The 23,042-nt window shown below is 70.4% G+C and carries 21 protein-coding genes; 8 read left to right on the top strand and 13 right to left on the bottom strand.

Going from position 1 to position 23,042, the window contains the following annotated elements; translation table 11 throughout:
• Positions 1-71: 71 nt before the first annotated feature.
• Together H590_RS14060 and H590_RS14055 are read left to right on the top strand one after the other, a co-directional pair.
• Positions 72-752, top strand: a complete 681-nt coding sequence (locus tag H590_RS14060; protein WP_051238007.1) for a hypothetical protein — start codon at positions 72-74, stop codon at positions 750-752.
• Positions 753-774: 22 nt separating this feature from the next.
• Positions 775-1,290, top strand: a complete 516-nt coding sequence (locus H590_RS14055) for a DUF3592 domain-containing protein (RefSeq protein ID WP_051238006.1) — start codon at positions 775-777, stop codon at positions 1,288-1,290.
• A 24-nt stretch (positions 1,291-1,314) separates the two neighbouring features.
• Here the strand turns inward: H590_RS14055 and H590_RS0100555 are convergent, their stop codons facing one another.
• A complete protein-coding gene (locus tag H590_RS0100555; RefSeq protein ID WP_028702017.1) occupies positions 1,315-1,710 on the bottom strand; it encodes a hypothetical protein in 396 nt (131 codons plus the stop codon).
• 29 nt (positions 1,711-1,739) lie between these two features.
• Positions 1,740-3,437, bottom strand: coding sequence for a formate--tetrahydrofolate ligase (locus H590_RS0100550; protein ID WP_028702016.1), 1,698 nt, complete (start codon positions 3,435-3,437; stop codon positions 1,740-1,742).
• 150 nt (positions 3,438-3,587) lie between these two features.
• Between H590_RS0100550 and H590_RS14050 the strand changes: the two genes are divergently transcribed.
• From H590_RS14050 to H590_RS0100530, 4 genes are read left to right on the top strand one after another with little or no spacing between them, the layout of a single operon-like run.
• Positions 3,588-4,580, top strand: a complete 993-nt coding sequence (locus H590_RS14050) for an ABC transporter ATP-binding protein (RefSeq protein WP_051238005.1) — start codon at positions 3,588-3,590, stop codon at positions 4,578-4,580.
• The gene (locus H590_RS0100540) at positions 4,577-5,353 is read left to right on the top strand and encodes an ABC transporter permease (RefSeq protein WP_028702015.1); all 777 of its coding nucleotides are present in this window, start codon (positions 4,577-4,579) and stop codon (positions 5,351-5,353) included. The genes H590_RS14050 and H590_RS0100540 overlap by 4 nt, the downstream gene beginning before the upstream one ends.
• 44 nt (positions 5,354-5,397) lie before the next feature.
• Complete coding sequence (locus H590_RS14045; protein ID WP_126412732.1) at positions 5,398-6,648, top strand: histidine kinase; 1,251 nt, start codon at positions 5,398-5,400, stop codon at positions 6,646-6,648.
• 15 nt (positions 6,649-6,663) lie between these two features.
• On the top strand, positions 6,664-7,278 hold the full coding sequence (locus H590_RS0100530) for a response regulator transcription factor (RefSeq protein WP_028702014.1): 615 nt from the start codon (positions 6,664-6,666) through the stop codon (positions 7,276-7,278).
• 78 nt (positions 7,279-7,356) lie between these two features.
• Here the strand turns inward: H590_RS0100530 and H590_RS0100525 are convergent, their stop codons facing one another.
• Positions 7,357-8,241 (bottom strand): fructose bisphosphate aldolase, encoded by an 885-nt coding sequence (locus H590_RS0100525; protein WP_028702109.1) that lies wholly within the window; start codon positions 8,239-8,241, stop codon positions 7,357-7,359.
• Positions 8,242-8,269: 28 nt separating this feature from the next.
• Here H590_RS0100525 and H590_RS0100520 point away from each other — a divergent pair, with 28 nt between their 5' ends.
• Together H590_RS0100520 and H590_RS0100515 are read left to right on the top strand one after the other, a co-directional pair.
• Positions 8,270-9,589, top strand: coding sequence for an MFS transporter (locus H590_RS0100520; protein ID WP_036980345.1), 1,320 nt, complete (start codon positions 8,270-8,272; stop codon positions 9,587-9,589).
• A gap of 362 nt (positions 9,590-9,951) precedes the next feature.
• Entirely contained in the window at positions 9,952-10,923 is a 972-nt protein-coding gene (locus H590_RS0100515; protein WP_028702012.1) for a ketopantoate reductase family protein, read from the top strand.
• 424 nt (positions 10,924-11,347) lie between these two features.
• Here H590_RS0100515 and H590_RS0100510 read toward each other — a convergent pair whose 3' ends face one another.
• From H590_RS0100510 to H590_RS0100465, 10 genes are all read right to left on the bottom strand, one after another.
• Positions 11,348-12,829, bottom strand: coding sequence for a CoA-acylating methylmalonate-semialdehyde dehydrogenase (locus H590_RS0100510; RefSeq protein ID WP_028702011.1), 1,482 nt, complete (start codon positions 12,827-12,829; stop codon positions 11,348-11,350).
• A 224-nt stretch (positions 12,830-13,053) separates the two neighbouring features.
• Positions 13,054-16,365 (bottom strand): LysM peptidoglycan-binding domain-containing protein, encoded by a 3,312-nt coding sequence (locus tag H590_RS0100505; RefSeq protein ID WP_051238003.1) that lies wholly within the window; start codon positions 16,363-16,365, stop codon positions 13,054-13,056.
• Positions 16,362-16,844, bottom strand: a complete 483-nt coding sequence (locus H590_RS0100500; protein ID WP_232021232.1) for a TadE/TadG family type IV pilus assembly protein — start codon at positions 16,842-16,844, stop codon at positions 16,362-16,364. Before H590_RS0100500 ends, H590_RS0100505 begins: the two co-directional genes overlap by 4 nt.
• A 2-nt stretch (positions 16,845-16,846) precedes the next feature.
• On the bottom strand, positions 16,847-17,173 hold the full coding sequence (locus H590_RS18995; protein ID WP_232020900.1) for a TadE/TadG family type IV pilus assembly protein: 327 nt from the start codon (positions 17,171-17,173) through the stop codon (positions 16,847-16,849).
• Between the two features lie 38 nt (positions 17,174-17,211).
• Positions 17,212-17,439: a hypothetical protein gene (locus tag H590_RS18990; protein ID WP_036980342.1), complete on the bottom strand. Its 228-nt coding sequence runs from the start codon at positions 17,437-17,439 to the stop codon at positions 17,212-17,214.
• A gap of 111 nt (positions 17,440-17,550) precedes the next feature.
• Positions 17,551-18,453 (bottom strand): hypothetical protein, encoded by a 903-nt coding sequence (locus tag H590_RS0100485; protein WP_028702006.1) that lies wholly within the window; start codon positions 18,451-18,453, stop codon positions 17,551-17,553.
• Positions 18,454-18,505: 52 nt separating this feature from the next.
• A complete protein-coding gene (locus H590_RS0100480; protein WP_028702005.1) occupies positions 18,506-19,456 on the bottom strand; it encodes a type II secretion system F family protein in 951 nt (316 codons plus the stop codon).
• Complete coding sequence (locus H590_RS0100475; RefSeq protein WP_028702004.1) at positions 19,447-20,691, bottom strand: TadA family conjugal transfer-associated ATPase; 1,245 nt, start codon at positions 20,689-20,691, stop codon at positions 19,447-19,449. The genes H590_RS0100480 and H590_RS0100475 overlap by 10 nt, the downstream gene beginning before the upstream one ends.
• Positions 20,692-21,143: 452 nt before the next feature.
• Positions 21,144-22,151 carry a hypothetical protein gene (locus H590_RS18805; protein ID WP_197720468.1) on the bottom strand — a complete coding sequence of 336 codons (1,008 nt, stop codon included), beginning with the start codon at positions 22,149-22,151 and terminating at the stop codon, positions 21,144-21,146.
• Positions 22,151-22,915, bottom strand: coding sequence for an SAF domain-containing protein (locus H590_RS0100465; protein WP_232020898.1), 765 nt, complete (start codon positions 22,913-22,915; stop codon positions 22,151-22,153). The genes H590_RS18805 and H590_RS0100465 overlap by 1 nt, the downstream gene beginning before the upstream one ends.
• Positions 22,916-23,042 lie beyond the last annotated feature (127 nt).

The following is a 23,042-nucleotide window of genomic DNA, read 5'->3' as shown; positions in this document are numbered from 1 at the left end:
ACAACATGTCTGACAACACCTCCTTGGTGGTGTGGCTCCTGAGATGCCACACACACCAAGGAGGTGTTGTCATGACCGTCACGACCGGTGACCGCCTGCACCACGAGTGGCTGCACACCGTCGACCAGCCCTGGGCCGCCGAGGTCATCGCGGACCTTCCGGTGCGTCCCGGAACCCTCCCCCACCAGCTTCCCGCCGCGATCCGCACCGACCCGCAGCTGGCCCGTGCCACCGTGCTCGCCGCCCAGCAGGACGGGCTGCTGGCCGGTCTGGCCTGCCAGGCCCTGCTCCAGGTGGTCTTCCCGATGCTGACCCGGATGGCCCGCCGGGACCCCAGCAGCAGCCTCGACGACTACCTCGCGGAGGCCTGGCTGCGGATCAGGACCGGAAAGGTGAGCCCGGCCACCACCGTCCCCACCACGATCGGTCTGGACGCGCTGTACGCCGTGTGCCAGCCGCGGCGCCGGCTGGCCGCCCGGGAGATCCCCTGGGAGATCCACGACATGCCGGTCGTCGAGAATGACCCCGACCAGGCTCAGCTCGCCCTGGCCGTCCTCGGTGCCGCCGTCGCCCTGGGGATCGTGGCCCGCTCCCAGCTGCCCCTGCTCTCCAGCGTCTACGTCCTGGAGATGTCCAGCTACCGGGCCGGCCGGGCGCACCGGATGAGCGCCGAGGCGGTACGGGCGCGGTGCAGCCGGGCGATCCGGAGGATGAGGCGCCACGCCGGGGAGATCAGAGGGTATCTGGAGTGATCGCGGTCGTACTCTGGTGGGCATGACGAAATGGCGCAGTGTCCTGGCCGTGCTGGGTGTGGTGTATCTGCTGACGGTGAGCTGCCTGTTCTTCATCCTCGGCCACCGCTACGACATGTTCCAGCGCCACGGCGACACCGTGCAGGGCACGGTGGTCGGCTTCCGTCACGCGCCGAGTGTCGGATCGGGCCCCCTCCACCTGGTCTCCCAGCCCTCCGGCGACCGACTTGCGGTCATCGAGTACCAGCGCGACGGCAGGACCCGCACCGTCACGAGCAATCCGTACACCAGGGCGAGCTCCTACACGCTGGGGCAGAAGGTCACCCTGGTCCTGGACCGCAGTCAGGACGGCGACATCAACAGCGAGGTCGTCGCGGTCAAGGACCACAACCAGACCCGGCTCAAGATGATGCCCTACGTCTTCCTGGCGGTCGCTCTGGGACTGGCCTGGTACCTGGGCATCAGCCATCCCGGGATCCTGAGACGGCGGAGGGCCCGTGCCGCCCTGCCCGGGGGCACCGCACCCGGCACCCCCTGAGATTCTTCGCTGCGCCCCGGCGTGTCAGCCGGCGGCCAACCGCCAGGCGAGGAACTCCTTGAGATAGCCGGTCTCCCCGTCGCGACCGCCACGTCCGACATGGAGCGGCGGCAGCGAGGTCTCCAGCCTCACCCCGCGCAGCCGTTCCCTGAAGCCGCCGGCCACCACCAGCTGGAAGTACTCGCCGTTCTCCCCGATCGCCAGGCTGTGGCTGGCGTTGAGGTACCAGCCGTGCCGGTCGGTCCGGGCGGTGTGCCCGTCCAGAAGCTGGGCGATCAGCGGTTCGGTGGCGATCCCCCGGTCCCGGGCGGCGACCACGAACCCGTCGATGAGGACCTGGGCGGCAGCACCCTCACGGCGACGGTCCTGCTCCTCGAGCTCGATCCGTCGGCGGGCGTCATCGGCGCGTTGACTGGCCATGGGCGAAGTCTAGGCTCCGAGGACCGACCTCAGAACAGCCCCACCGTGTTGCCGTCCGCGTCGATGTCGATCCGTTCGGCCGCCGGATGGCTCGCCAGCCCCGGCATCGTGCGCATGTCCCCGCAGATGGTGTAGACGTAGCCGGCCCCGGCGGCGGCACGCACCTCCCGGACGGGCAGTCGCCAGCCGGTCGGGGCCCCCTTGAGGGCCGGATCGTGGGACAGCGACAGGTGGGTCTTGGCCATCACCACCGGGAAGTGGCCGTAGCCCAGGTCCTCGAAGTGGGCGAGCTCCCGGGCGGCCGCCGGCGACAGGTCGATCCCGTCGGCGCCGTAGACCCGGGTGGCGATCGCCTCGATCTTGTCGGCCAGCGGCGCCTCGAGCCGGTAGGTGTAGCGGAACCGGGCCGGCTCCTCGCAGGCGGCCACCACCGCCCGGGCCAGATCGGCGGCCCCCGCACCGCCGTCGACGACATGGGTGGAGGCGGCGAAGTGCGCCCCGCACTCCTCGGCGATCTGGCGGACGGCGTCGATCTCGTCGGCGTGGTCGGTCGGGAAGACGTTGAGGGCGACGACCGGCGTCACCCCGAAGCTGCGGACGATCTCGATGTGGCGTCGCAGGTTGGGAGCGCCGGCCCACACGTCGTCGGGGTTGTCCAGGAGCATCCCCGAGGGCAGCGGCCGGCCCGGCTTGACGGTGTACCGGCCCGAGTGGACCTTGAGGGCGCGGACGGTGGCCACCATCACCGCGGCGTCGGGGTGCAGCCCGGAGACCCGGCACTTGATGTTGAAGAACCGCTCGGCGCCCATGTCGGAGCCGAAACCGGCCTCGGTGAGCAGGTAGTCGGCGCAGCCGATACCGACCATGTCGGCGACCACCGAGGAGTTGCCGGTGGCGATATTGCCGAAGGGACCGGTGTGCACCAGGACCGGGGTGTTCTCGGTGGTCTGCAGGAGATTGGGTTTGAGGGCGTCCTTGAGGATGACGGCCATCGACCCGGCGGCGTGCAGGTTCTCGGCGGTGACCGGTTCCTTGTCGCGGTTGTAGCCGATGACGATCCGGCCCAGTCGCTCGCGCAGGTCGTGCAGGGAGGTGGCCAGCGAGAGGATGACGCCGACCTCGCTGGCCGCGGTGATGTCGAAGCCGCTCTGCCGGGGGACGCCGTCGATCCGGCTGCCCAGGCCGACGATGACATTGCGCAGCGCCCGGTCGTTGATGTCGACGACCCGGCGCCAGGAGATCGAGTGCGGTTCGATGTCCAGGGCGTTGCCGTGGTGGAGATGGTTGTCGATCATCGCCGCGAGCAGGTTGTGGGCCGCGGTGATGGCATGGAAGTCACCGGTCAGGTGCAGGTTGAGCTTCTCCATCGGCAGCACCTGGGAGTACCCGGCGCCGGCCGCCCCGCCCTTGATGCCGAAGGTCGGGCCCATCGAGGGCTGCCGCAGAGCCAGCATGGAGCGTTTGCCGATCGCCGCCAGGCCCTGAGCGATGCCGACCGCGGTGGTCGTCTTGCCCTCCCCCAGGGGGGTCGGGGTGATCGCGGTGACCACGATGTACTTGGCCCGGGGGCGGTCCCGGTTGGCCGCGATCGCGTCCAGGGAGACCTTGGCGACGTCGCGACCGTAGAGCTCCAGGAACTCATCGTCGATCCCGGCGCGGGCCGCCACCTCCCCGATCGGGTCCAGGTGGGCGGCGCGGGCGATCTCGAGGTCCGTCGGCATGGCCATGGGGTCATCCTTTCGCCTCCTGCGCCCCGATGGGAACTCGGGGTGGGACCGGGACCGGCGCCCCGCGAGCCGCACCCGTGACGAATGTCACCGTCGAAATGATGACATGCGCGCCAGGTACGGTCGCCTCCCGGCGGGCACCGTGGAGCCATGAGTTCATCACCGGCCGTCCATCTGGCCGACCTGCACAAGTCATTCCGCGGCCGCCAGGGCCACTGCGTCACCGCCGTCGACGGGTTGAGCCTCGACATCCGACCCGGCGAGGTGGTGGCCCTGCTGGGCCCCAACGGAGCCGGAAAGACCACCACCATCGACATGATCCTGGGCCTGGCGAACCCCTCCGGAGGGGCCGTCGAGGTGTTCGGCCGCCCACCACGGGACGCGGTCGCCCACGGCCTGGTCGCGGCGGTGATGCAGACCGGCGGCCTGCTCCCCGATCTCACCGTCCGGGAGACCGTCGAGATCACCGCAAGCCTGTTCAGCCACTCGGTCCGGGTGGCCGAGGCGGTCGAGCGGGCCGGGCTGGAGTCGCTGGCCTCCCGCCAGGTGCGCAAGTGCTCCGGCGGGGAGAAGCAGCGCATCCGGTTCGCGATGGCCCTGGTCTGCGATCCCGCACTGATGATCCTCGACGAGCCGACCACCGGGATGGACGTCGAGGCCCGGCGGAGCTTCTGGCAGGCCATCCACGCCGATGCCGCGCTGGGCCGGACCGTCCTGTTCGCCACCCACTACCTGGAGGAGGCCGATGAGTTCGCCGACCGGATCATCCTGATGAGGTCGGGACGGATCGTCGCCGACGGCACCGGCGCCCAGATCCGGGCGATGGTCTCGGGACGTACCCTGCGAGCCACCCTGAAGCCGGGGATCGACCGGGGGAAGGTGCTGGGAATCCTGGGCGGACTCGACCTCCAGGCGGTCGAGGTCCTCGGCAGTGCCCTCACCGTCGTCGCAGACGACACCGATCCGGTCGCCCTGGCCCTGCTGCGGGAGGGAGCCGCCGCCGACCTGGACATCTCCTCCCGAGGTCTCGAGGACGCCTTCATCGCCCTCACCAGCTCCACCGGCACCACCGGCGCCATCGGTTCCAGCACGACCGCCGGCGCCCCTCCCCTCGCCCACTCCCACCAGAAGGTCCTCGCATGACTGCCATCGGCTCCACCGCCCGTTCGGTTCCCCCGTTCGGCGGTCTCAACCCCACCCTGCTGCGTGTCGAACTGCTGCGCGTGGTGCGCAACCGGCGCACCATGATCCTGGCCCTGCTGCTGCCGGTCGTGCTGTTCTGGATGGTCGGCTCCGACAGGTACAACCACATCCCCTACGGGCACGGCACGGTGGCCGGGATGGTGATGATCGGCATCGGTCTCTACGGCGCGATCATCTCCACCACCGGAGCCGGCACCGCCGTCTCGATGGAACGGGCGGCCGGCTGGAGCCGACAGCTGCGCCTCACCCCGCTCTCGCCGGTGGCATATGTCCTGGTCAAGGGGGTCGTGGGGATGCTCGTCGGCGCCCTGTCGATCGCGGCGGTGTGCGTCACCGCGGTGATCAAGGGGCTCGACCAGCCGCTCCACATCACGATCCTCAGTGGGCTGCTGGCGTGGCTCGGATCCGGCCTGTTCTCCGCCTTCGGGCTGTTCATGGGGTATCTGCTGCCCACCGACAGTGCGATGCAGGTCACCAATCTCTCCGTCGTGATGCTGGCCTTCCTCAGCGGGATGTTCGTCCCCGTCGACCCGTCCAGCGTGCTGGGTCACATCGCCCGGATCGCACCGATGTGGGGGATCCATCAGCTCGCCCTGGTGCCCTTCGGGGCGGGAGGGTTCGGCATCGGGGAGGCCGTCAACATCATCGGATGGCTGGCCGCCTTCGTCTCAGGTGCGGCATGGCTGATGAGCCGCGACACCGCTCGGGTCTGATCCCGGGACCGTGGCCCGTGGTGCGTCTCCCCGGGGAGGGCACAATGACTGGGCGCGGGATGGTGGAGCAGACAGGGGCGACGATGACGGGAACCGGCCGGAGCAGAACCATCGGCGGGCTGCGGCTTCCTCCCGGTCGACGCAGCCCGAGGGGCCTGGTGTGGTTCCTCTTCTGGTTCCTCTGCCTGCCCTCGGTCGTGGAGTCGGCCCTGGCGGTGGGCGGCGCCAGGTGCTGGATCGCCCTCACCGCGACCGTCATCGCCCTGTGCGCCTTCACCGTCGGCTGCTGGTACTCGGTGGGGTGGCTTCGCGAGACCGGCGAGGTGCCAGCGGGGCAGATATGGCCCTGGCTGTCGATCCTGCTGGCCGGCGGGGCGGTGGTGATCTCCACCCTGGGGTCCGGCGGGTTGGCGCTCCTCGTCTACCCGGTGATCCTGATCGGCCTCGACTTCTCATGGCGGGTCACCGCAGCGATCGGGCTGCTCCTGGCGCTGGTGCTCTACCTCAGCCTGCGGATCTGGACCCACTTCCCCGACCTGCAGGGTTGGGCATTTGCCGTGCTGAGCGGTGGGGCCGGGGCCGCCTTCGGCCGGATCGGCGCCCAACGACTCCACCAGAGAGAGCTTCTCCAGCGCCGGGAGCACGAGTTGGAGATCGCCGACACCCGCAACCAGATCGCCCGCGACCTGCACGATCTGCTGGGACACTCACTCACGGCGATCTCAGTCAAGGCGGAACTGGCCGAAAGACTCATCGACGTCGACCCCCTCCGGGCGCGCGCCGAGTTGTCCGACGTCCGCTCCCTCACCCGCTCGGCACTGGCCGAGGTGAGGGCCACCGTCAACGACTACCGGGATGTGTCCCTGGCCGCCGAGATCGGCCGGGCCCACCAGATGCTGGACGCGGCGCAGATCCGTCACGAACTGCCCGGTGCGATCGACCAGGTCCCCGAGGACCTCCGGACCCTGTTCGCCTGGGCGCTGCGGGAGGGGGTCACCAATGTCGTGCGGCACTCCGGGGCACGGCACTGCCGGGTGGAGCTCTCCGCAACCTCGATCACGGTGACCGATGACGGAGACGGCGTCGCGTCGTCCTCCGGAGACTCCTCGGGGGGCAATGGCATCGCCGGACTGCGGCAGCGCGCCGCCGAGGCGGCAGCGGTGGTGCGCACCGGTCCGGCACCCGAGGGGACCCCGGCGCGCCCCGGGTTCCGGCTGGTGGTGGGCAGGCCCGAGGCGATGGAATCCGCTCCTGGCCGGCCTCACTCGAAGGATCGTGCGCGGGAGACGGCGTGAGAGGCTGACCGCATCATGATCACAGTCCTGCTGGCCGACGACCAGGCGATGGTGCGCGGGGCGATGGCCGCCCTGCTGGAGCTGGAGGGCGACATCCGGGTGGTCGCCCAGATCGGCCGTGGCGACGAGGTGGTCGCCCAGACCCTGCGGACCCGACCCGACGTCATCCTGATGGATGTCGAGATGCCCGGCCTGGACGGACTGGCCGCCACCGCGCAGGTTCTGCAGGCGGTACCGACCGTGAAGGTCCTGGTGGTCACCACCTTCGGAAGGCCCGGTTTCCTGCGGCGGGCGGTGGACAGCGGGGCGCACGGGTTCATCGTCAAGGACGCCCCCGCCGCTCAGCTCGCGGAGGCGGTCCGCCGGGTGCACGCCGGGTTGCGGGTGGTCGATCCCCAACTGGCTGCCGACTCGCTGATGTTCGGCGAGTCCCCCCTCACTAGGAGAGAGGCCGAGGTGCTGGAGGCGGGGGCCGACGGAGCGACCGTGCAGGTGATCGCCGGGAGGATGCACCTGTCGGAGGGCACCGTCCGCAATCACCTCAGTGCGGCGATGGCCAAGACCGCCGCCGGGACCCGGGCCGAGGCGATCCTGATCGCCACCGAGCGGGCCTGGATCGTCGGGCCCTGACATGTCGCGAACGCACCTCGCCCCGGTCCCGCGGGCTGTCTGCGGAGCCGGGGCGAGGCTGTCATCGCGAGCCAGCGCTCAGGTGAGCGAGGCGTGGTAGATCGCGTCGATCGACGCCGCCAGAGTGGCGTTGAACTGCTCGTCGGTCTGGGAGTCGGACAGCCCCTCCGACAGCGCCCGGGAGAAACTGGCGATCAGCCCGTGGTTGCGCGCCAGCAGCGCGTCGGCCTCGTCGCGGCTGTAGCCGCCCGACAGGGCGACCACCCGCAGCACCGCGGGGTTGGCGATCAGCGGCGCGTAGAGGTTGTCGACGGTCGGGATGCTCAGCTTGAACATCACCGGTCCGGGGAACGGGTCGGAGTCCAGCCGCCTGGTGATCTGCTCGAGCAGCAGAGCCTCGCTGCGGGACTTGTCCTGGGCCGTGACGGTGACCTCCGGCTCCAGGATCGGCACCAGGCCGGCCTCGCAGATCTGATGCCCGAGCTCGAACTGCTGGGCGACGATGGCGTCGATCCCCCTCGGGTTCGCCTCGTCGATCACCGAGCGCATCTTGGTCCCGAAGATGTGGGCCCCCACGGCCCTCTCCAGCAGTCCGGCCAGGCCGGGGATCGGCTTCATCACCCTGACGCCGTCGGCGGGTTCGGCCAGTCCCTTGTCCACCTTCAGGAAGGGGACGACGTTCTTGGTCTCCCACAGGTAGTCGGCCGCCGGCCGGCCGGCGAACTGGCGGCCCATCGTCTGCTCGAAGAGGATCGCCGCCAGGATCTGCTCCCCGGAGAAGGCGGGGCTGGTGACGATCCTGGTCCGCATCGCGTGGACCAGGTCGAACATCTCCTCGTCATCGACGTAGCGGTCCTTCTCGATGCCGTAGAGGTGCAGGGCCTTCGGAGTGCTGCACCCCGCACGACCCCGTCCATCGCCTCGCCTAGGATCGGTGTGCTCGAGCCCTTCGCCGGGAGGAATCTCGCAGTGTCGACGGAGAGGACGCCTGGTGGCCTTCAACGAGGGACTGCGCCGACTGTGGCGGCTACCCCGGTTCCGCCGGATCCTCGGAGTCCGGGTCTCCACCCAGGCCGCTGACGGCACCCTCCAGGTCGGTCTGGCCTCCTACGTCCTGCTCTCCCCCGAGCAGCAGCCGGACGCCTGGTCGATCGCCATGGTGCTGGCCATCACGATGCTGCCGTTCAGCGTCATCGGCCCCTTCGTCTCGCTGGCCCTGGACCGATGGCCCCGTCAGCGCATCCTGGTCGGCACCGACGGGTTGCGCTGCCTCATCGCCCTGATGGTCGGCGTCCTGGTCTGGGGAGGGGCGAGACAGAACCCCGCCCACATCTCACTGCTGCTCCTGCTGCTGGTGGCGATGAGCCTCAACCGGTTCCTGCTGGCCGCCCTCACCGCCGGACTGGAACACACCATCGACCGCCGGGAGTACCTCACCGCCTCCTCGATCATGCCGGTTATCGGGCCCCTCGGGATGATGATCGGGGTCGTGATCGCCGCCGCCGTCCGGGTGATCGGCGGCCACTGGATGCCGGTGCACCACGCCGACACCGTGATCTTCTGCATCTCCGCCGTGCTCTTCGCCCTGTCCGCCCTGCTGGGCACCCGGTTCGGCCGCGACGAGCTCGGCCCCACCGCGCCCGACACCAGCCGGACGGCGTCCCAGATCCTGCACGGCATCGTCGACGGCTTCGGCCACCTCCGGCAGCTGCCCCATGTCAGCGCCGGACTCGGGCTGATCGGGGCCCAGCGGCTGCTCTTCGGGGTCTACTCGGTCGCCATGATGCTGGGCTTCCGCAACTACTTCCACGCCAAGGCCGAGGTCAATGCGGCGATGGGCGACATGGCGGTCTGGGGAGTGGTGATGGGCGCCGGGTTCGTCCTGTCGGCGGCCTTCATGCCGCGAGTGGTGCGGATCCTGGGGATGAGGGCGAGTCTGATCGGCCTGCTGGTCGCCACCGCGGTGGTCCAGGTCCTGCCGGGAGCGATGCTCAACCGGTGGTCGCTCATCGTGGCCTCCTTCTTCATCGGGCTGTTCGCCCAGTCCCTCAAGGCGGGGGTGGACACCGTCTGCCAGGCCCATATCGACGACGCCTACAAGGGCCGGGTCTTCATCGTCTACGACATGATCTACAACGCCATGTTCGTCGGCGGAGCCGCCCTGGCCGCCCTGGTGCTCCCGGTGCACGGCCTGTCCCATCCTCGTCTGATCGGTCTGGCCGTGGCATATCTGCTGGTCGCGGGGCTGTTCGCGATGATCACCTCGAGACACGGCTCGTCCCTTTATGACCGGGGGACCGGGCGGGCCTGAGGGACCGCAGGGCCCTGAGGGGCCGGATCCTGGGCCGTTCGGCCGTTTCGACCCGCTGACCGGCACGCATCCTCGGGCCGGCCTCTGCGCCGTCGGACCCTCCGGCTGTTCCGGCACTTCGTGCCCCTCTTGCCCCTCTGGCCGCTCCGGTCCGCTGACCAGCCGGAATGATCAGATGGTGAGACCGCCGTCCCACATTCTTGGTGATCCCTATTGTCTGACTCGTGAGACAGACCGGCGAGGTTATTAGCTAGCGCGTCCACCCGCCAAGAGGCGAGCGCGACGCGCATCCCGTTGCCCCTTTCGGGGCGGCGGGTTTTTTCTTGCCTGCCACTCAACCCGACACCAGAAGGAAGCCAGAGATGAAGTACACAGTCATCGGAGCCGGAGCCATGGGATACCGCTACGGCGTGCTGCTCCAGGAGGTCGCGGGCCTGGACGTCGACTTCATCGACACCTGGCAGCCCAACCTCGACGCCGTCCACCGCCAGGGCGGGGTCTACGTCTCCCGCGACCACGAGAACCGGCACCTGGTGCCGATCAAGATGTTCACCCCCGAGGAGTACACCGGCTCCCCGGACGTCTGGATCGTCTTCGTCAAGCAGATGCAGCTCGACGAGGTGCTGTCGCGCTGCGCCCACCTGTTCCGCCCCGAGCAGTACATGTTCACCGCGATGAACGGGATGGGCCACATCGACAAGATGCGCAAGTACTTCAGCGATGACCGGCTGGTGGCCGGCACCGCTCTGGTCGCCACCGTCCTCAACGGGCCCGGCGACGTCGACTTCATCGGCGCCCCCGGAGCCGGCACCATGCACATGGTCAACTGCACCGAGGAGCCGGACGACACGACCCTGGCGATGGAGCAGGACTTCAAGACGGCCCACCTCAATCCCGAGCTCACCCGCAACCTGTACGGCACCCTGATGGCCAAGGTGATCTTCAACTCCGTGGTCAACACGCTGTGCACGATGTTCAGCGCACAGATGGGCCAGTTCGCCTCCTACGAGCAGTCCGACGAGGTCACCCGAATCCTGGTCGACGAGGCCTACGACGCCTGTGAGCGGGCCGGGATTCAGCTCATCAACACCCGCCAGGAGGAGGTCGACTCGGTGCGCTACGTGAGCACCGTCGGCAACCCGCTGCACTACCCCTCGATGTACCAGGACTTCTCCAAGGGACGCCCCACCGAGGTGGACTTCATCAACGGCTACATTGCCAAGCTCGGCCGCGAGCACGGCTACGTCTGCCACGTCCATGAGTTCGTCACCCAGCAGATGCACCTGGCCGAGGCCATTCGCGACGCCAAGGCGCGCGACGCGGCCAAGGCCTGATTGGCTGGGGCGTGTGGGCCGACCCAGTGGGGTCGGCCCTTCGTAGGGTCGACACCGGTGTGACTGGTCCCTGTCGGCGTCACACCGCCAAGGTTCAACACTGACGGAGCCATCTCGTCCGCGGATGCAGGGAAAAGGCACGGATACGTGCTCTGCCGGGTCCGTCCCTGTCGGAATCCGGCCCCGGCGGAGCCACCCATCCCACGGATGCAGGGAAAAGGCACGGATGCAGTGGAGCTCCACTGCATCCGTGCCTTTTGGCTGCCTCTGTGCGGTTTGGCTGCATCCGTGCCGCCACTGGACCGGCTTCGCTCGGCGGTTTGGCTGCCTCTGTGCGGTTTGGCTGCATCCGTGCCGGGACGACACCTGGCCGAAGCCATCAGCCGGGACCGGTGCGGAACCGGCCCCGACTGAGTTCAGTAGGTCACTTGTTGTAGCGACCCTGCTTGTACTGGGCGGTGACCACCTTGCGGTGGGTGTAGAACTCCACGGAGTCCTTGCCGTTGGCGTGCAGGTCTCCGAAGAAGGAGTCCTTCCACCCGGAGAACGAGAAGTAGGCCACCGGGGCGGGCACACCGAGGTTGATGCCGAGCATGCCGGCGTCGATGTTCTCACGGAAGTAGCGGACCGCCGTCGCCGAGTCGGTGAACAGGCAGGCACCGTTGGCCAGGTGGTGGGAGTTGGCGAAGTCCACGGCCTCGGGCAGATCCTTGACGCGGATGATGTCGACCACCGGGGCGAAGATCTCGTCCTTCCAGATGCTCATCTCCTGGCTGACCCGCTCGAAGATGGTCGGACGGCAGAAGTAGCCGCCCTCGGGCACACCCTCGCGGCCGTCGAGGACCAGCTTGGCGCCGTCCTTGACGCCGTCCTCGATGTACTTGAAGGTGCGCTCCTGGTTCTCCTTGCGGATGACCGGCCCGAGGTAGTAGTCCTCCTCGTTCGTGTCGCCCATGTCGATGTCCTTGGCGGCCTGGGTGAACTTGGCGACGAACTCGTCGGCGACGGCGTCCTCGACGAGGATGACCGAGCCCGCCATGCAGCGCTCGCCGGCCGACCCGAAGCCGCCGGACAGCGACTTGGTGACGGCGTCGTCGATGTCGGCGTCAGACAGCACGATGGAGTGGTTCTTGGCACCGGTGAGCGCCTGGACCCGCTTGAAGTGAGCGGTCCCGTGCTCGTAGACGTAACGACCGACACCCTCGGAACCGACGAAGGAGACCGACTTGACGGTCGGGTTCTCCAGCAGCTCGTTGACGACGTCCTTGGCCCCCTGGACGACGTTGAGGACACCGGCGGGAAGCCCGGCCTCCACCGTCAGGTCGATGATCTTGTTCATCAGGTTCGGGGTCTTCTCGGAGGGCTTGAGCACCATGGTGTTGCCACAGGCGATCGCCATCGGGAACATCCAGAACGGCACCATCATCGGGAAGTTGAACGGGCAGATGGCGGAGGTGACGCCGATCGGGTACCGGTAGTTGGTGACCTCGACGTCGGTCGCGACGGTCGACAGCGAGTCGCCCATCAGCAGGTTGGGGATGGAGGCGGCGTGCATGACATTCTCGATGCCACGGCCCACCTCGGCGACGGCCTCGGCGTGGGGCTTGCCGTTCTCCATGGTGATGATCGTGCCCAGCTCGTCCTTGTCGCGCTCCAGCAGCTGCTGAAGGGCGAACAGGATCTTGGCCCGCTTGATGACCGAGGTCTTGCCCCAGGTCTTGAACGCCTCGGCGGCCTTCTCAATGGCGGCGGCGGTCTCCTCGCGGGTAGCCAGCGGCACCCGGGCGATGATCTCTCCGGTGGAGGGGTTGGGAACATCGATCGACTCGGTGGAGGTGGACTCGACCCACTCCCCGCCGATGAAGTTCTTGATGGTCTTGACGGATGACGACTCAGCGCTACTCATGTCTGTTACCAGCTTCAATTGATGGGACAAATACTCTTGCGCAGAATCGAGTGTAGCTTGTCGTCACCCTATTGTCAGCTCGAACCCAGTAGTTGTCCTGACATGGCAGAATCTGACCGCCCCGGGACCCGAAGATGCCCCACATCGGCGGTGCCAACGGACCTCACACCGTCCGGGCACGGGGCCGGCCCCGACGATGGCGCTGGTCGTGGCGTCGCTGATGGTCACACCACTCGGGCCCTCGGCCGGCCCTCCATCACCTCCTGGAGCAGCACCACGGTCTCCTCCGACAGGTCGACGCCGAGTCTCCTGGCCCGGCGCGACAGCAGGTAGACCAGTCGTTCCACCTCGGAGCGCTCCCCCGCCAGATCGGCCAGTCGGATCCGGCAGACCAGGAGCTCCTCGTCCTCGGGGCAGCACACCAGGGCCCTGGCCAGGGCCAGCCGGGCGGTGTCGAGGTCCCCGCTGTCGATCGCGCGGCGGGCCAGCTCGATGCCGATGTCGCGGACCGTCTGCATCATCTCGACCCGCCACTCCTCGGCCCAGTGCCACTGTCCGGGGGCGGCGTCGGCCAGGGGTGCTCCGCGCACCAGATCCAGGGCGGCCCGAAGGTTGCGGTCCGCCGCCGCGGCGATTCCCCCGGAGATGAGCAGCTGGAGTCTCTCCCAGTCGGTTCCGACCGCCTCGTTCAGCCGGATCCTCCCGTCATAGGCGTCCGGCAGGTAGAGCCTGCCCTCGTCGTCGCGACCCAGCCACCTCCGCAGCCTGGAGGTGTTCGAGCGGCGGGTCGGTTCGGCGACCATCAGCCCCTCGCGCATCCGCGCCGAGCCCGACCCCGGATGGTCCAGGATCCAGGCGCAGTACTCGACGCACTGGCGCACGGACCTGGCCGGTTCGGGGCCCCTCGCCCCGATGAGATCGACCGGGCCGAGCAGCCTCAGCATCGGGGTGGCCGGTGTCCCGGTCTCGCCCTGATCGGGGTCCGGGACGTCGCTGCGGTGTGACACGGTGACCTCCCCGATGGTGCTGATGGTGGACTGGTGGGGTGCATCTGTGTGGGAATGGGATGGGCTGAACAGGGTTTGGCCGGAACTGGGAGGGCCGGACTCGGGTGGGTCGGGCTCGTCCGGGTCGGGACCGGGTGGGCCCTGTTCGGAGGGACTCCACGGGGGCGGACCGACCTGGTGCGGTCCGGGAGGCGCCTGCGGCAACTGATCGGGATGTGGCGTCTGGTCGGCAGGATCCTGGCTCTCCGGTCGCCCCGTGGCGGCATCGGGATCGTCGCCGTTCCACCACCGGGCCGGCTCGGTGTCGGTGCGCGATGTGGTGGCGACCAGATCGAGGACCCCACGGCGCACCGGCTCGCCGACGAGTTGGGCGGTGAACCTCAGATCGCCGAGTGTGGCGCTGCCGTCGGCGTGCACCCGGACCAGGTCCTCCCCCTCCAGCTCGGCGGAGTCGCCCGGGACAGGGCTCACGATGACAGTCCCGAAGCTGCGGATCAGCCGCGGATCGGGGAGTCCGACGGGGGCGACATCCATCACCAGGACCCGTTCCAGGACGGGCTGCTGCGGACCCACTGGATGGGGGGACGACACCAGGTCGGACAGATCCTCCAGGGCCTCGTCGTGGTCGACGATGGTGGCGGCCTCGCTGCCGGTCCGGGCCAGCCAGGACAGCGAGTCACCGCAGGCGACCACCTCCAGACCCTCGCTCCACCAGGCGCAGGTGAGGCTCAGGGCGATCCCGGCGACCATCGCCCGGGCATCCTCAGGGGATCCCGCCACCCCGAACCACCCGGAGGTCGCGGCCAGATCCACCAGCACGGGCTCGTCCGCGTCGATCCCGCCGTCAGCCCGCTGGGCGTCGGGAGACCTCGTGCCGAGCACCACCGTCCCGGGGGTCATCTCGTGACTTCCGGAGGACGCCGGGTCGTCGCCGGGATCAGGGTCCGGCAGGGCCTCCGGCTCCGCGTCGGCCGCGGTGTCGAGGGCCGCCCGGAGGTGGGCGGCGTCCTCGCCGAGGACCGGAACCCGTCGACCCACCGGCCGACTGAAGAGTTGACGTCGGCGTCCGGTGACCAGGGCGCCGGCGATCCCGCCGGCCAGAAAGAGGCTGAGTCCGGCCAGTGTCCCCCGGATGGGGGACACCGACACCCCGTCGTGGTCCCCGGACTCCGCCGACGAAGGGACTCCGGGGATCGACTGAGCGCTCCCGGTGGGCCCGGTTGACGCCTCCCCACCGCCGGTCCCGGCTTCCGGGTCCGCAGATCCGGCGTCCGGGGCCGCGGCACGGGAGGGGGCATCCGCGGCATCGGTTCCCGCGGCATCGGTGTCCGCGTCGCGGGAGGTCTCGGGCCCGGCGTCCCCGGAATCGGTGCTGTTCGGGGCAGCGTCGTCGGGTGCAGCGCTGCTCGGCGCGGGTGAGGGCGTCCCGCCAGCATCCCCGGCATCCTTTGAGGGCGGACTCTGCTTCGCCGGCGCGGTAACCGCCGGTATCCGCAGTCTCCAGCCGATGTCGATGAGGTCGGGGTCGGAGATCTGGTCGCGGTTGAGACTCCAGATCTCCGGCCACCGGTCGGCGTCGCCCAGATGGGTCTGGGCCAGTCCGCTGAGGGTGTCACCGGCGACCACGACGATCGTCGGTCCCTGCCGATCCCCGGTGGCCGGAAGGGCTCTCGCCGGTCGAGCGGTCGGCGGGGAGGCGGGCGCGGCCCCGGACGGGTCAGGGGTCGGCGCAGATCTGGTCTGGGCAGGGGTGGTCCCGGCCTGGACGCCGGGAATGAGGATGATCTGTCCGACCGGCAGGTTCGCCGGGTCAAGCCCCGGGTTGCCAGCCACGATCCGCCGCCAGGCGGTGCCGTCCCCGTACCAGTGCTCGGCCAGCGACCACATCGAGTCCTGAACCGTCACGCGGTGCCAGACCCCCGCGCGGCTCTCGGAGGAGTGGCCGGCGGGTTGGGCGAGACGCGAGTCCGATCGTCCCATCGACGCCCGCTGGACGACCTCCTCGGACGCCGTCCCCGACGTCCCCACGGAGAGAGCCTCAGATGATCTGTCCCAGGTCCTCCCCGACGTGTTCTCGGACCCCGCGGTCCGGTCCTGGGCGGGGGAGTCGTCAACGGGCAGGGTCCTGCTGATCGCGGCTGGCTGGCCGGTCGACGTCGCGGGTCCCACCGGGGCGATCAGGGCGATGCTGGCGACCAGCAGTCCGGCAGCCAACCCCTGGACCTGACCGAGGCCGGGCACCCGCAGCCGGACCCGCGACCCGCTGGCCAGATCCACCGCCTCCACCAGCACGCAGACCGTGAAGACCAGCCATGCCGCCCACCCGACGAGGGTGGCCAGGCCGAGCAGGACCGAGCCGTCGTCGGGTGCGGTCAGTCGCGCCAGACTCAGCCCCCGCAGCTCCCCGATCCGACCCCAGACCGTCAGGGCGGCCGGTGACCCGAGGACCAGGGCGACCAGCAGGGCGGTGGAGGCGAGTCCGCGCAGCACCCTGCCGACGTCCTTCCGCAGATGACCCGATGTGCTCATGATCCGCGCTCCCTGTGACTGTCGACCGGGGCCGAGGCCTGTGCCGAGATGTGGATGCTGCCCGGCAGCCCGGGCACCAGGAGGTCGGACATCGCCACGGTGCAGCCGATCCGGGCGCTCACCGTTCCGGACTCTCCGACCGGGACCCCCAAACCCGAGGGATTGATCGAGACGCTGGCCTCCCGGCACCGGGTACCGGCCAGCTCCGCCCTGGCGACCGCGCTCCCAGAAGCCAGTCCGTTGGCCGGACCGGCTGCCACCGAGACGGCGCGGGCCGCCGTCTCGGCAGCGGACTGGGCGTCCCCGCGCGCCTGGTGGACCCGCCACGATGCGGCGGTCAGCGCCGCCAGGATGAGCAGGGCCGGGACCAGCAGGGCGACCTCGAGGCTCACCGCACCGCGCTGACGGTCGGCCGGACGCCTGCGCGCGAGGCTGCGGGACGCCGGGGAGACCGGGGTGGTCACCGGGAAGGTCAGCATGATCACGTTCCCTCCCTGACGGCCACGGCACCGGCGGACAGATGGACCGACCCGGCGTCGAGGAAGAACGGCGCCCGGCCGGTGACCTCGGCGCGCAGCAGACCGTCGCCCTCGCTGATCCTCACGCTGATCTCGCGGACCCCGGAGGGGGAGGCGACCTGGCGGGCGGCGCTCAGGGCGTCGCCGCGGCGCGACCCGACCAGAGCCTCGGCGCGCACCGCGGCCCGGGCGGCCTCGGTGACGGCCGAGCGGGCCTGCATGATCACCGCCGCCTGGACGATGCCGATCACCGCGAGGATCACCACCGGCCACACCAGGGACCACTGCACCGACTCCGAGAGTCCGCGCTCCCGGCGGGCCGAGGCCCTCAGCCGGGCAGATTGGACTGGACGTACCTGGTGACGGCGGTGATGACGATGGTCGCCACCGCGACCGCTCCGACCAGCAGGATGGCGTTCTCGGTGGACTGGCTGAGGCCGCGCTCCCCGGTGCGTCTCGGGGCCGGCCACAGGCCCGCGAGGATCGGCATCAGGACCGCCATCAGGCGGGCCCGCTGGGACCGGAGTCGGGGAAGGGATGACTGGGGACTGCTCATGATGTGCTCCTGAGGTGTGGTGACGGGCGGTCGAGGAAACGGATCGGGCGGCGGACAGGGGGCGGGAACGGGTGAGCGTCCTTGTGGGGTCGGGATGGAGAAGAGATGTGATCATGGCGCCACTCCCGACAGACTCAGCAGGGGCGGGGTGAGCAGCACCAGGCCGAGGACCAGCACCGGGACGACCATCCACACGGTCATCGACTCGGAGACCTGATGGGCGGCAAGCTTCTCCTGGGTGAGATGGGCGTCTCGCATCTCGGCGGCCCGTGCTCTGAGGGTGGCCACCAGGGAGGCGCCCTGGTCGTCGAGGGTGAGCACCTCGACGAGATCGCCGAGTCCCGGCAGGTCAAGCTCCCTGGAGAGCCGTTGCAGACCGGCCCAGGGCGCCTGCTGCTCCAGCCGTGAGCGCTCCAGGCTGGTGCGGATCCGCACCATCACCGGGTGGTCACTGATCTGCGAGGCCTCCAGCACCGCCCGGGAGGCCGACTGGTTGGCCAGCCGGGAGAGGGTGACGAGGTCGACGAAGGTGAGCACCGCCTCGGCGGCGTCCTGATGGACCGCCTTCTGCTCCGACCGCAGTCTCAGATCGGGAAGGAACCACCCGCCCACCCCCAGCACCAGACTCAGCAGGACCGGCGTCACCGGGAGGGCCATGCCCATCAGCTGGGCCGACATCTGGGCGATCAGCGGCACCATCAGCCCGCCCAGCACCCAGACCGACTTCTCCACCAGCAGGTCACCGACCGACCGGCCCTGCAGGGACAGCACCCGTCTGGTGCGCTCCGGGACCGCGCCGATCCGGCGGGTGGCCAGCCAGGCACCGAACCGGTCCAGGCGTCCGGCGTCGGCAGGCAGCTCGACCACCGGTTCGGTGCGGTCGTCGCCGGACAGGTGCGCCAGGCCCTCCGACAGCCGCACCGGGGCGGGCCGGCGTCCCGCCCAGATGAGCAACGGTGCGCAGGCCAGGGCGGAACCGGCGACCAGGGCGAGCATCAGGGAGGGCATCGCCAGCAGTGCGGCGAGCATGGCAGCGGTCGACAGGGGCGGCGCCGGGGCGGTGGGATCAGGCATCGCCGACCTCCTCGGTGTGCCCCGGGCCGCCGCGCGGACCGGAACCGCGTCCGCCCAGCGACCGCGGAGCGGGCCCGACGGCGGCCCGGACCAGGATCCGCTCCCGGTGCCGCGGCCGGGAGCGCCTGGCCAGCACCACCAGGGCCCCGGCGTAGGCGGCGGTGTAGATGCACAGCAGCAGCTGTCCGAGCAGGGAGGAGTAGGGGGCGAAGAAGTCGCGGCCGACGATGATCGCGGCACCGAGCACCACGCCGATCACCGCGGTGACCTGGCGCACCACGATCCGCGGCTTGGCCCGCTCGGTGGCGATCTCGCGCATCGCCCGGGCGCGCTCCTGCAGGGAGCCGGCCAGGGCGCCGAGGGTGGCCGATGCGCCGGTGCCACCCCGTTCGGCGGCGATCACCACCGCGGCGACCACCTGATCGGCGTCGGCGGAGTCCAGGTCGTCGGCGAACCGCTGGAGGGCGGATCTGGGACCCCACCGGGAGTCCAGCCGGCTCACCAGGGCCGCCAGCGGTTCGGCGAGCACCTCGGGGGCCTGGCCGCGGGTGGCACGGATGGCGTCGACCACCGACTTCCCGGTGGTCGCCGAGCCGGCCACCAGACGTACCCAGCGCTCCAGGCCGCGCAGCTTCTCCAGTTCGGTCTCGGGGGGATCGGCGAGCAGCGGGGGAAGCCCGATCAGCATCGCCGGAACCAGGATCAGACCGATCGGCCACCCCGTGATCAGATAGCAGACGACCCCACCGGCGACACCGGTGATCCACCGGATCCGAGCGGCCCGTGGGGCCGTTCGCCAGCTCTTGTCCACCCGTGTCCACAAGCCTGTGGACACCCCTGTGGATAACTTTCTCGGTCGGGGGATCGCGCCGATCAGCACCATCGCCATTCCACCGGTGATCATGGCCGCCAGCAGGGCGGCGCCGAATGCGTTCATGCCCATCCCCCGATCTCCGGCTCCACGACGGCCAGCTCGGCCAGCAGCTCCGGATCGGGGTGGAAGACCGCCGCAGAGCCGACCCCGGCCGTCCCGCCGATCCCTCCCGGACTCCCCCGGGAACCCCGCAGACCGGGCGCTGAGTAGGTGAGATGGGTGATCGGGCGGCCCTCCTCGACGGCCCCGGTGAGCTGTCGGATCTCCGAGATGAAGCGTCTGCGGGTGCCCTGCCGCCAGGTGTCGTCGACCAGCACGACATGGACCAGCAGGGTGATGTTGTGGGCGATCTGGCGGTAGGCCTCCTCCATGGTGAGCACTCCGCCCTGGGCGACCCGGGCCGCCAGCCGGTCCATCGTCGAGGAGGCCGAGTGGGAGTGGGTTGTGGACAACGTCCCGGCTCCGGTCTGCATCGCCTCGAACATGGCGCCGGCCTCGCTGCCCCGCACCTCCCCGATCACCAGCCGGGAGAGGTTCTGGCGCAGTGCCTCGGGCACCAGGTCGGCCACCGTGTACTCCCCCAGCGCCCGGCCGTCGACCTGCTCACCCAGACCCACGGTGGCCTGCAGGGCGATCATGTTGCGCTGCTCGGCGTGCAGATGGGTGAGCAGCTCATAGTCGGTCTCCAGGGTGCCGAACCGCTCGGTGGGCGGAATCGCATCGACCAGGGCCCTCAGCAGGGTGGTCTTCCCGGCACCTTGATCACCAGAAATCACGATCGAGCGGCGGGCCCGCACCGCCGCCCTCAGCAGCACGGCGACCTGGTGGGGCATCATCCCGCCGGCGGCCAGGTCGTCGAGGGTGATCTCGGTGAGGGTGTGGTGGCGGATCACGATCGAGGGCCGGTGGGCCAGCCCGAAGCCGATCGCGTGGAGCCGGTAGCGGTCGCCCAGGGCCACGGTGATGGTCGGGTGGGCGTCGTCGAAGGGCCGCGGGGGGCTGGCGGACTCCCCCAGGAAGCGGATCGCCTCGACCAGCTCCTGGTCAGAGTCGGCGACCGGGGGCTGAGTCTCCCGGTGACCGTCCGGGAACTGCACGAGCACCCGGTCGCAACCGTTGATCTCGATGTTCTCGGCGTCGGGGATCTCGAACAGGGGCTGCAGCCTGCCGTAGCCGAAGATCGCGTCGGCCACGACCCGGACGTGGCGCATCTCGATCTCCAGGGACCACAGGGCCTCGCCGGTGGTGGTGAGGCGCTCGGCGTGATCATGGACCACCTGCCGGATGACAGCGTCCCCGAGCAGCCTCAGGTCCTCGGCCTCCAGATCGGTCCCGAACCGTTCGCGGTGATCGGCGCGCTCCCGGCTGATCCGTTCGCTGGCCTCGCGGCGCAGCCGCACCACCAGCCCCCAGTCCACCCCGTCGTCTCCGCCCGCGGCAGTGCCGGTGAGGGCGGGACGCCGACGGGTCCAGCCCGGCGTCCCGGAGGTCACCGGAAGAGTGGAGACGTCGGAGAGGCTGAGGCGCCGGGCCCCGCGATCCTCCCCATCGGTCGATGAACGCCGTGTCGAGAGAGAGTCGCCGGGGAGAGGGTCGGGGAGAGGGGAGAGAGGGTCGTGCGGGAGGGTGGTCCGGGCGGCCTCCGGGGTCCCGATCGCCATCCGCCCGAGGGCCGCCGCCAGGCCCTGCTCGCCCCGGTCGTCGGGCTCGGGCCGAGGGTCGCGCGCGGGAAGGTCGGCCAGACGCCGTGGCAGGGTCATGTCGCCTCCTCGGCGCCGGCCCCGGGCTCCTCGAGGAGCTCGGGATCGACGAGACCTGCGTGCCTGGCCATCTGCCGGTGCAGGACCGATGCCCCGTGGCGCAGCGAGGAGACGTAGCGGCCCCGGCCCCAGCCGCGCGGCAGCGATCCGGAGGTGATGCCGACGCCGTCTGAGAGCACCGCCGCGGCCCGCGGGTCCTCCGCGACCTCGGCGAGCACGGGCAGCCCGAACTGGCGGCGGATCTCGTGGGCGGAGTAGGGGTGTCCGGCGCCGATCAGTACCAGCCCGACGGTGGCGGTGGTGCCAGCGACCAGGGCATCGATCCGGTCGCGGTGCAGACTCAACCCGGCCAGGGAGCGCAATCCGGCCCGCACGACGAGCGCCAGCAGGCCGGAGCGGGCCACCAGGTCGCCCGGCAGGCCGATACCTGCGGCCCCGCCGGCACCCGATGGCGCCCGTCCCAGATCGACGATGACGTCGACCCCGGCCTGGTCCAGTTCGACCAGGGAGGTCGACAGAGCCGGCCAGACCGCCTGGAAGAGGGAGGGCTGGGCGGGATGGCCGAACCCCGGCAGGAGGTGGGCCGGCTCCCCGCCCCCGTCACGGGCCGCCTCACTGTTCCCGTCACCGTCGCGGTCGACGCCTTCACCGATCGGCTCCACCGCCGCCGTCCCGGCAGTGCGGGAGGAGACAGTGCGGGAGGACACAGGGCGGGAGAAGGCAGGACGGGAGGAGCGCGCGAGATCCTCGGGTCGGGGAAGATCGATCAGCTGGGACCAGAGGGCGGCGGTGAGGTCACCGCCCTGCCGGTGCACCCGAGCCAGCTCCGGAAGTCCGCCGCCCGCCCGACCGCGCCCCCCGAGGTAGCCGGCCTCCACGGCATGGCAGGGATGCGGGTCGGCGTCGACCAGGACCACCTCGCGGGGCCACCACAGGGCCAGCCCGAGAGCGGTCGAGGTGACGCCGGGAGCCCCGGCGGCGCTGGTGAGCAGCAGGACGGCCATCAGCTCCCCCTCACGATCACCGCGACCCGGTCGCGGGCCGCCAGATCGGCGATGACCGCCGCATCGGCCTGAGGGACCTCGACGTCCAGCAGCCAGCTGGACCGGTCCTCGGCGCGCACCGGGGCCCTCGAGACCACCGCGTCGATGGTCCTGGGAACCGTCCCGGTGGACGGCCCGCCGGCGGCCGGACTGCTCTGCCCCGACGGGCTGCCGGTCTCTGCGGAGGTGGCATCGCCGGTCACCTCGACGATGGTGATCCGGGTACCGGCGGGCATCGGCTCGGTAGGGACCCGGCCGGCGGCCAGTTTGAGACCGACGTGGGCGCGACCGGCGGCGACCGGCAGGTCCCCGACCGAGCGGCTGCCCGGCAGGCTGCCGCGGGGCAGATCCACCACCGCCCGCCGTCCGATCAGGCTGTCGAGACGGGAGGCCGGCAGGGTGTCCACCTGGTCGGGTACCGAGATCGAGGCGACCGCGATGTCGCCGTGGCGCAGTTCCTCGCCGCGGGCGACGTCGCGGGTCATCACCAGCACCGACTGGGACTGGCTCGCCTGGGTCCAGGCGAAGGCCCCGCCCAGGGCGCCGAGCACGGCGCACAGCACCCCGGCGACGATGAGCATCGGGGAGCGACGGTTCGGCAGCGCCGTGCCGCGAGGGGGCGCGCCACGATGGTCGGGTGCGGGAGCCTGCCCGGCGTCACCTCCCGGGCGTCCGCCAGCTCCTCCGCGCGGTGCGGAGGTGCGGTGTCCGGTCCGGGTCGACATGCCCAGAAAAGTAGACAGACGCGCACATGGAGCTCAAGGAGACGTCACCGAATCTGTGGACAACTCGGCGCAATGCCCAACCCGTCACATTTTCGCGGGGTTGTCCACAGGCCGGCGGGCGGCCTGC

The sequence above is a fragment of the Acidipropionibacterium jensenii DSM 20535 genome, assembly GCF_000425285.1.
In the GTDB taxonomy this organism is placed as follows: domain Bacteria; phylum Actinomycetota; class Actinomycetes; order Propionibacteriales; family Propionibacteriaceae; genus Acidipropionibacterium; species Acidipropionibacterium jensenii.
This window is presented reverse-complemented; position numbering and strand designations above follow the sequence as displayed.

Bases quoted from the DNA above. Each gene is read 5' to 3' on its own strand.
- H590_RS14060 (WP_051238007.1), top strand. From the start codon at position 72: ATGACCGTCACGACCGGTGACCGCCTGCACCACGAGTGGCTGCACACC.
- H590_RS14055 (WP_051238006.1), top strand. From the start codon at position 775: ATGACGAAATGGCGCAGTGTCCTGGCCGTGCTGGGTGTGGTGTATCTG.
- H590_RS0100555 (WP_028702017.1), bottom strand. From the start codon at position 1,710: ATGGCCAGTCAACGCGCCGATGACGCCCGCCGACGGATCGAGCTCGAG.
- H590_RS0100550 (WP_028702016.1), bottom strand. From the start codon at position 3,437: ATGGCCATGCCGACGGACCTCGAGATCGCCCGCGCCGCCCACCTGGAC.
- H590_RS14050 (WP_051238005.1), top strand. From the start codon at position 3,588: ATGAGTTCATCACCGGCCGTCCATCTGGCCGACCTGCACAAGTCATTC.
- H590_RS0100540 (WP_028702015.1), top strand. From the start codon at position 4,577: ATGACTGCCATCGGCTCCACCGCCCGTTCGGTTCCCCCGTTCGGCGGT.
- H590_RS14045 (WP_126412732.1), top strand. From the start codon at position 5,398: ATGACTGGGCGCGGGATGGTGGAGCAGACAGGGGCGACGATGACGGGA.
- H590_RS0100530 (WP_028702014.1), top strand. From the start codon at position 6,664: ATGATCACAGTCCTGCTGGCCGACGACCAGGCGATGGTGCGCGGGGCG.
- H590_RS0100515 (WP_028702012.1), top strand. From the start codon at position 9,952: ATGAAGTACACAGTCATCGGAGCCGGAGCCATGGGATACCGCTACGGC.
- H590_RS0100510 (WP_028702011.1), bottom strand. From the start codon at position 12,829: ATGAGTAGCGCTGAGTCGTCATCCGTCAAGACCATCAAGAACTTCATC.
- H590_RS0100505 (WP_051238003.1), bottom strand. From the start codon at position 16,365: ATGAGCACATCGGGTCATCTGCGGAAGGACGTCGGCAGGGTGCTGCGC.
- H590_RS0100500 (WP_232021232.1), bottom strand. From the start codon at position 16,844: ATGCTGACCTTCCCGGTGACCACCCCGGTCTCCCCGGCGTCCCGCAGC.
- H590_RS18990 (WP_036980342.1), bottom strand. From the start codon at position 17,439: ATGAGCAGTCCCCAGTCATCCCTTCCCCGACTCCGGTCCCAGCGGGCC.
- H590_RS0100480 (WP_028702005.1), bottom strand. From the start codon at position 19,456: ATGGGCATGAACGCATTCGGCGCCGCCCTGCTGGCGGCCATGATCACC.
- H590_RS18805 (WP_197720468.1), bottom strand. From the start codon at position 22,151: ATGGCCGTCCTGCTGCTCACCAGCGCCGCCGGGGCTCCCGGCGTCACC.
- H590_RS0100465 (WP_232020898.1), bottom strand. From the start codon at position 22,915: ATGTCGACCCGGACCGGACACCGCACCTCCGCACCGCGCGGAGGAGCT.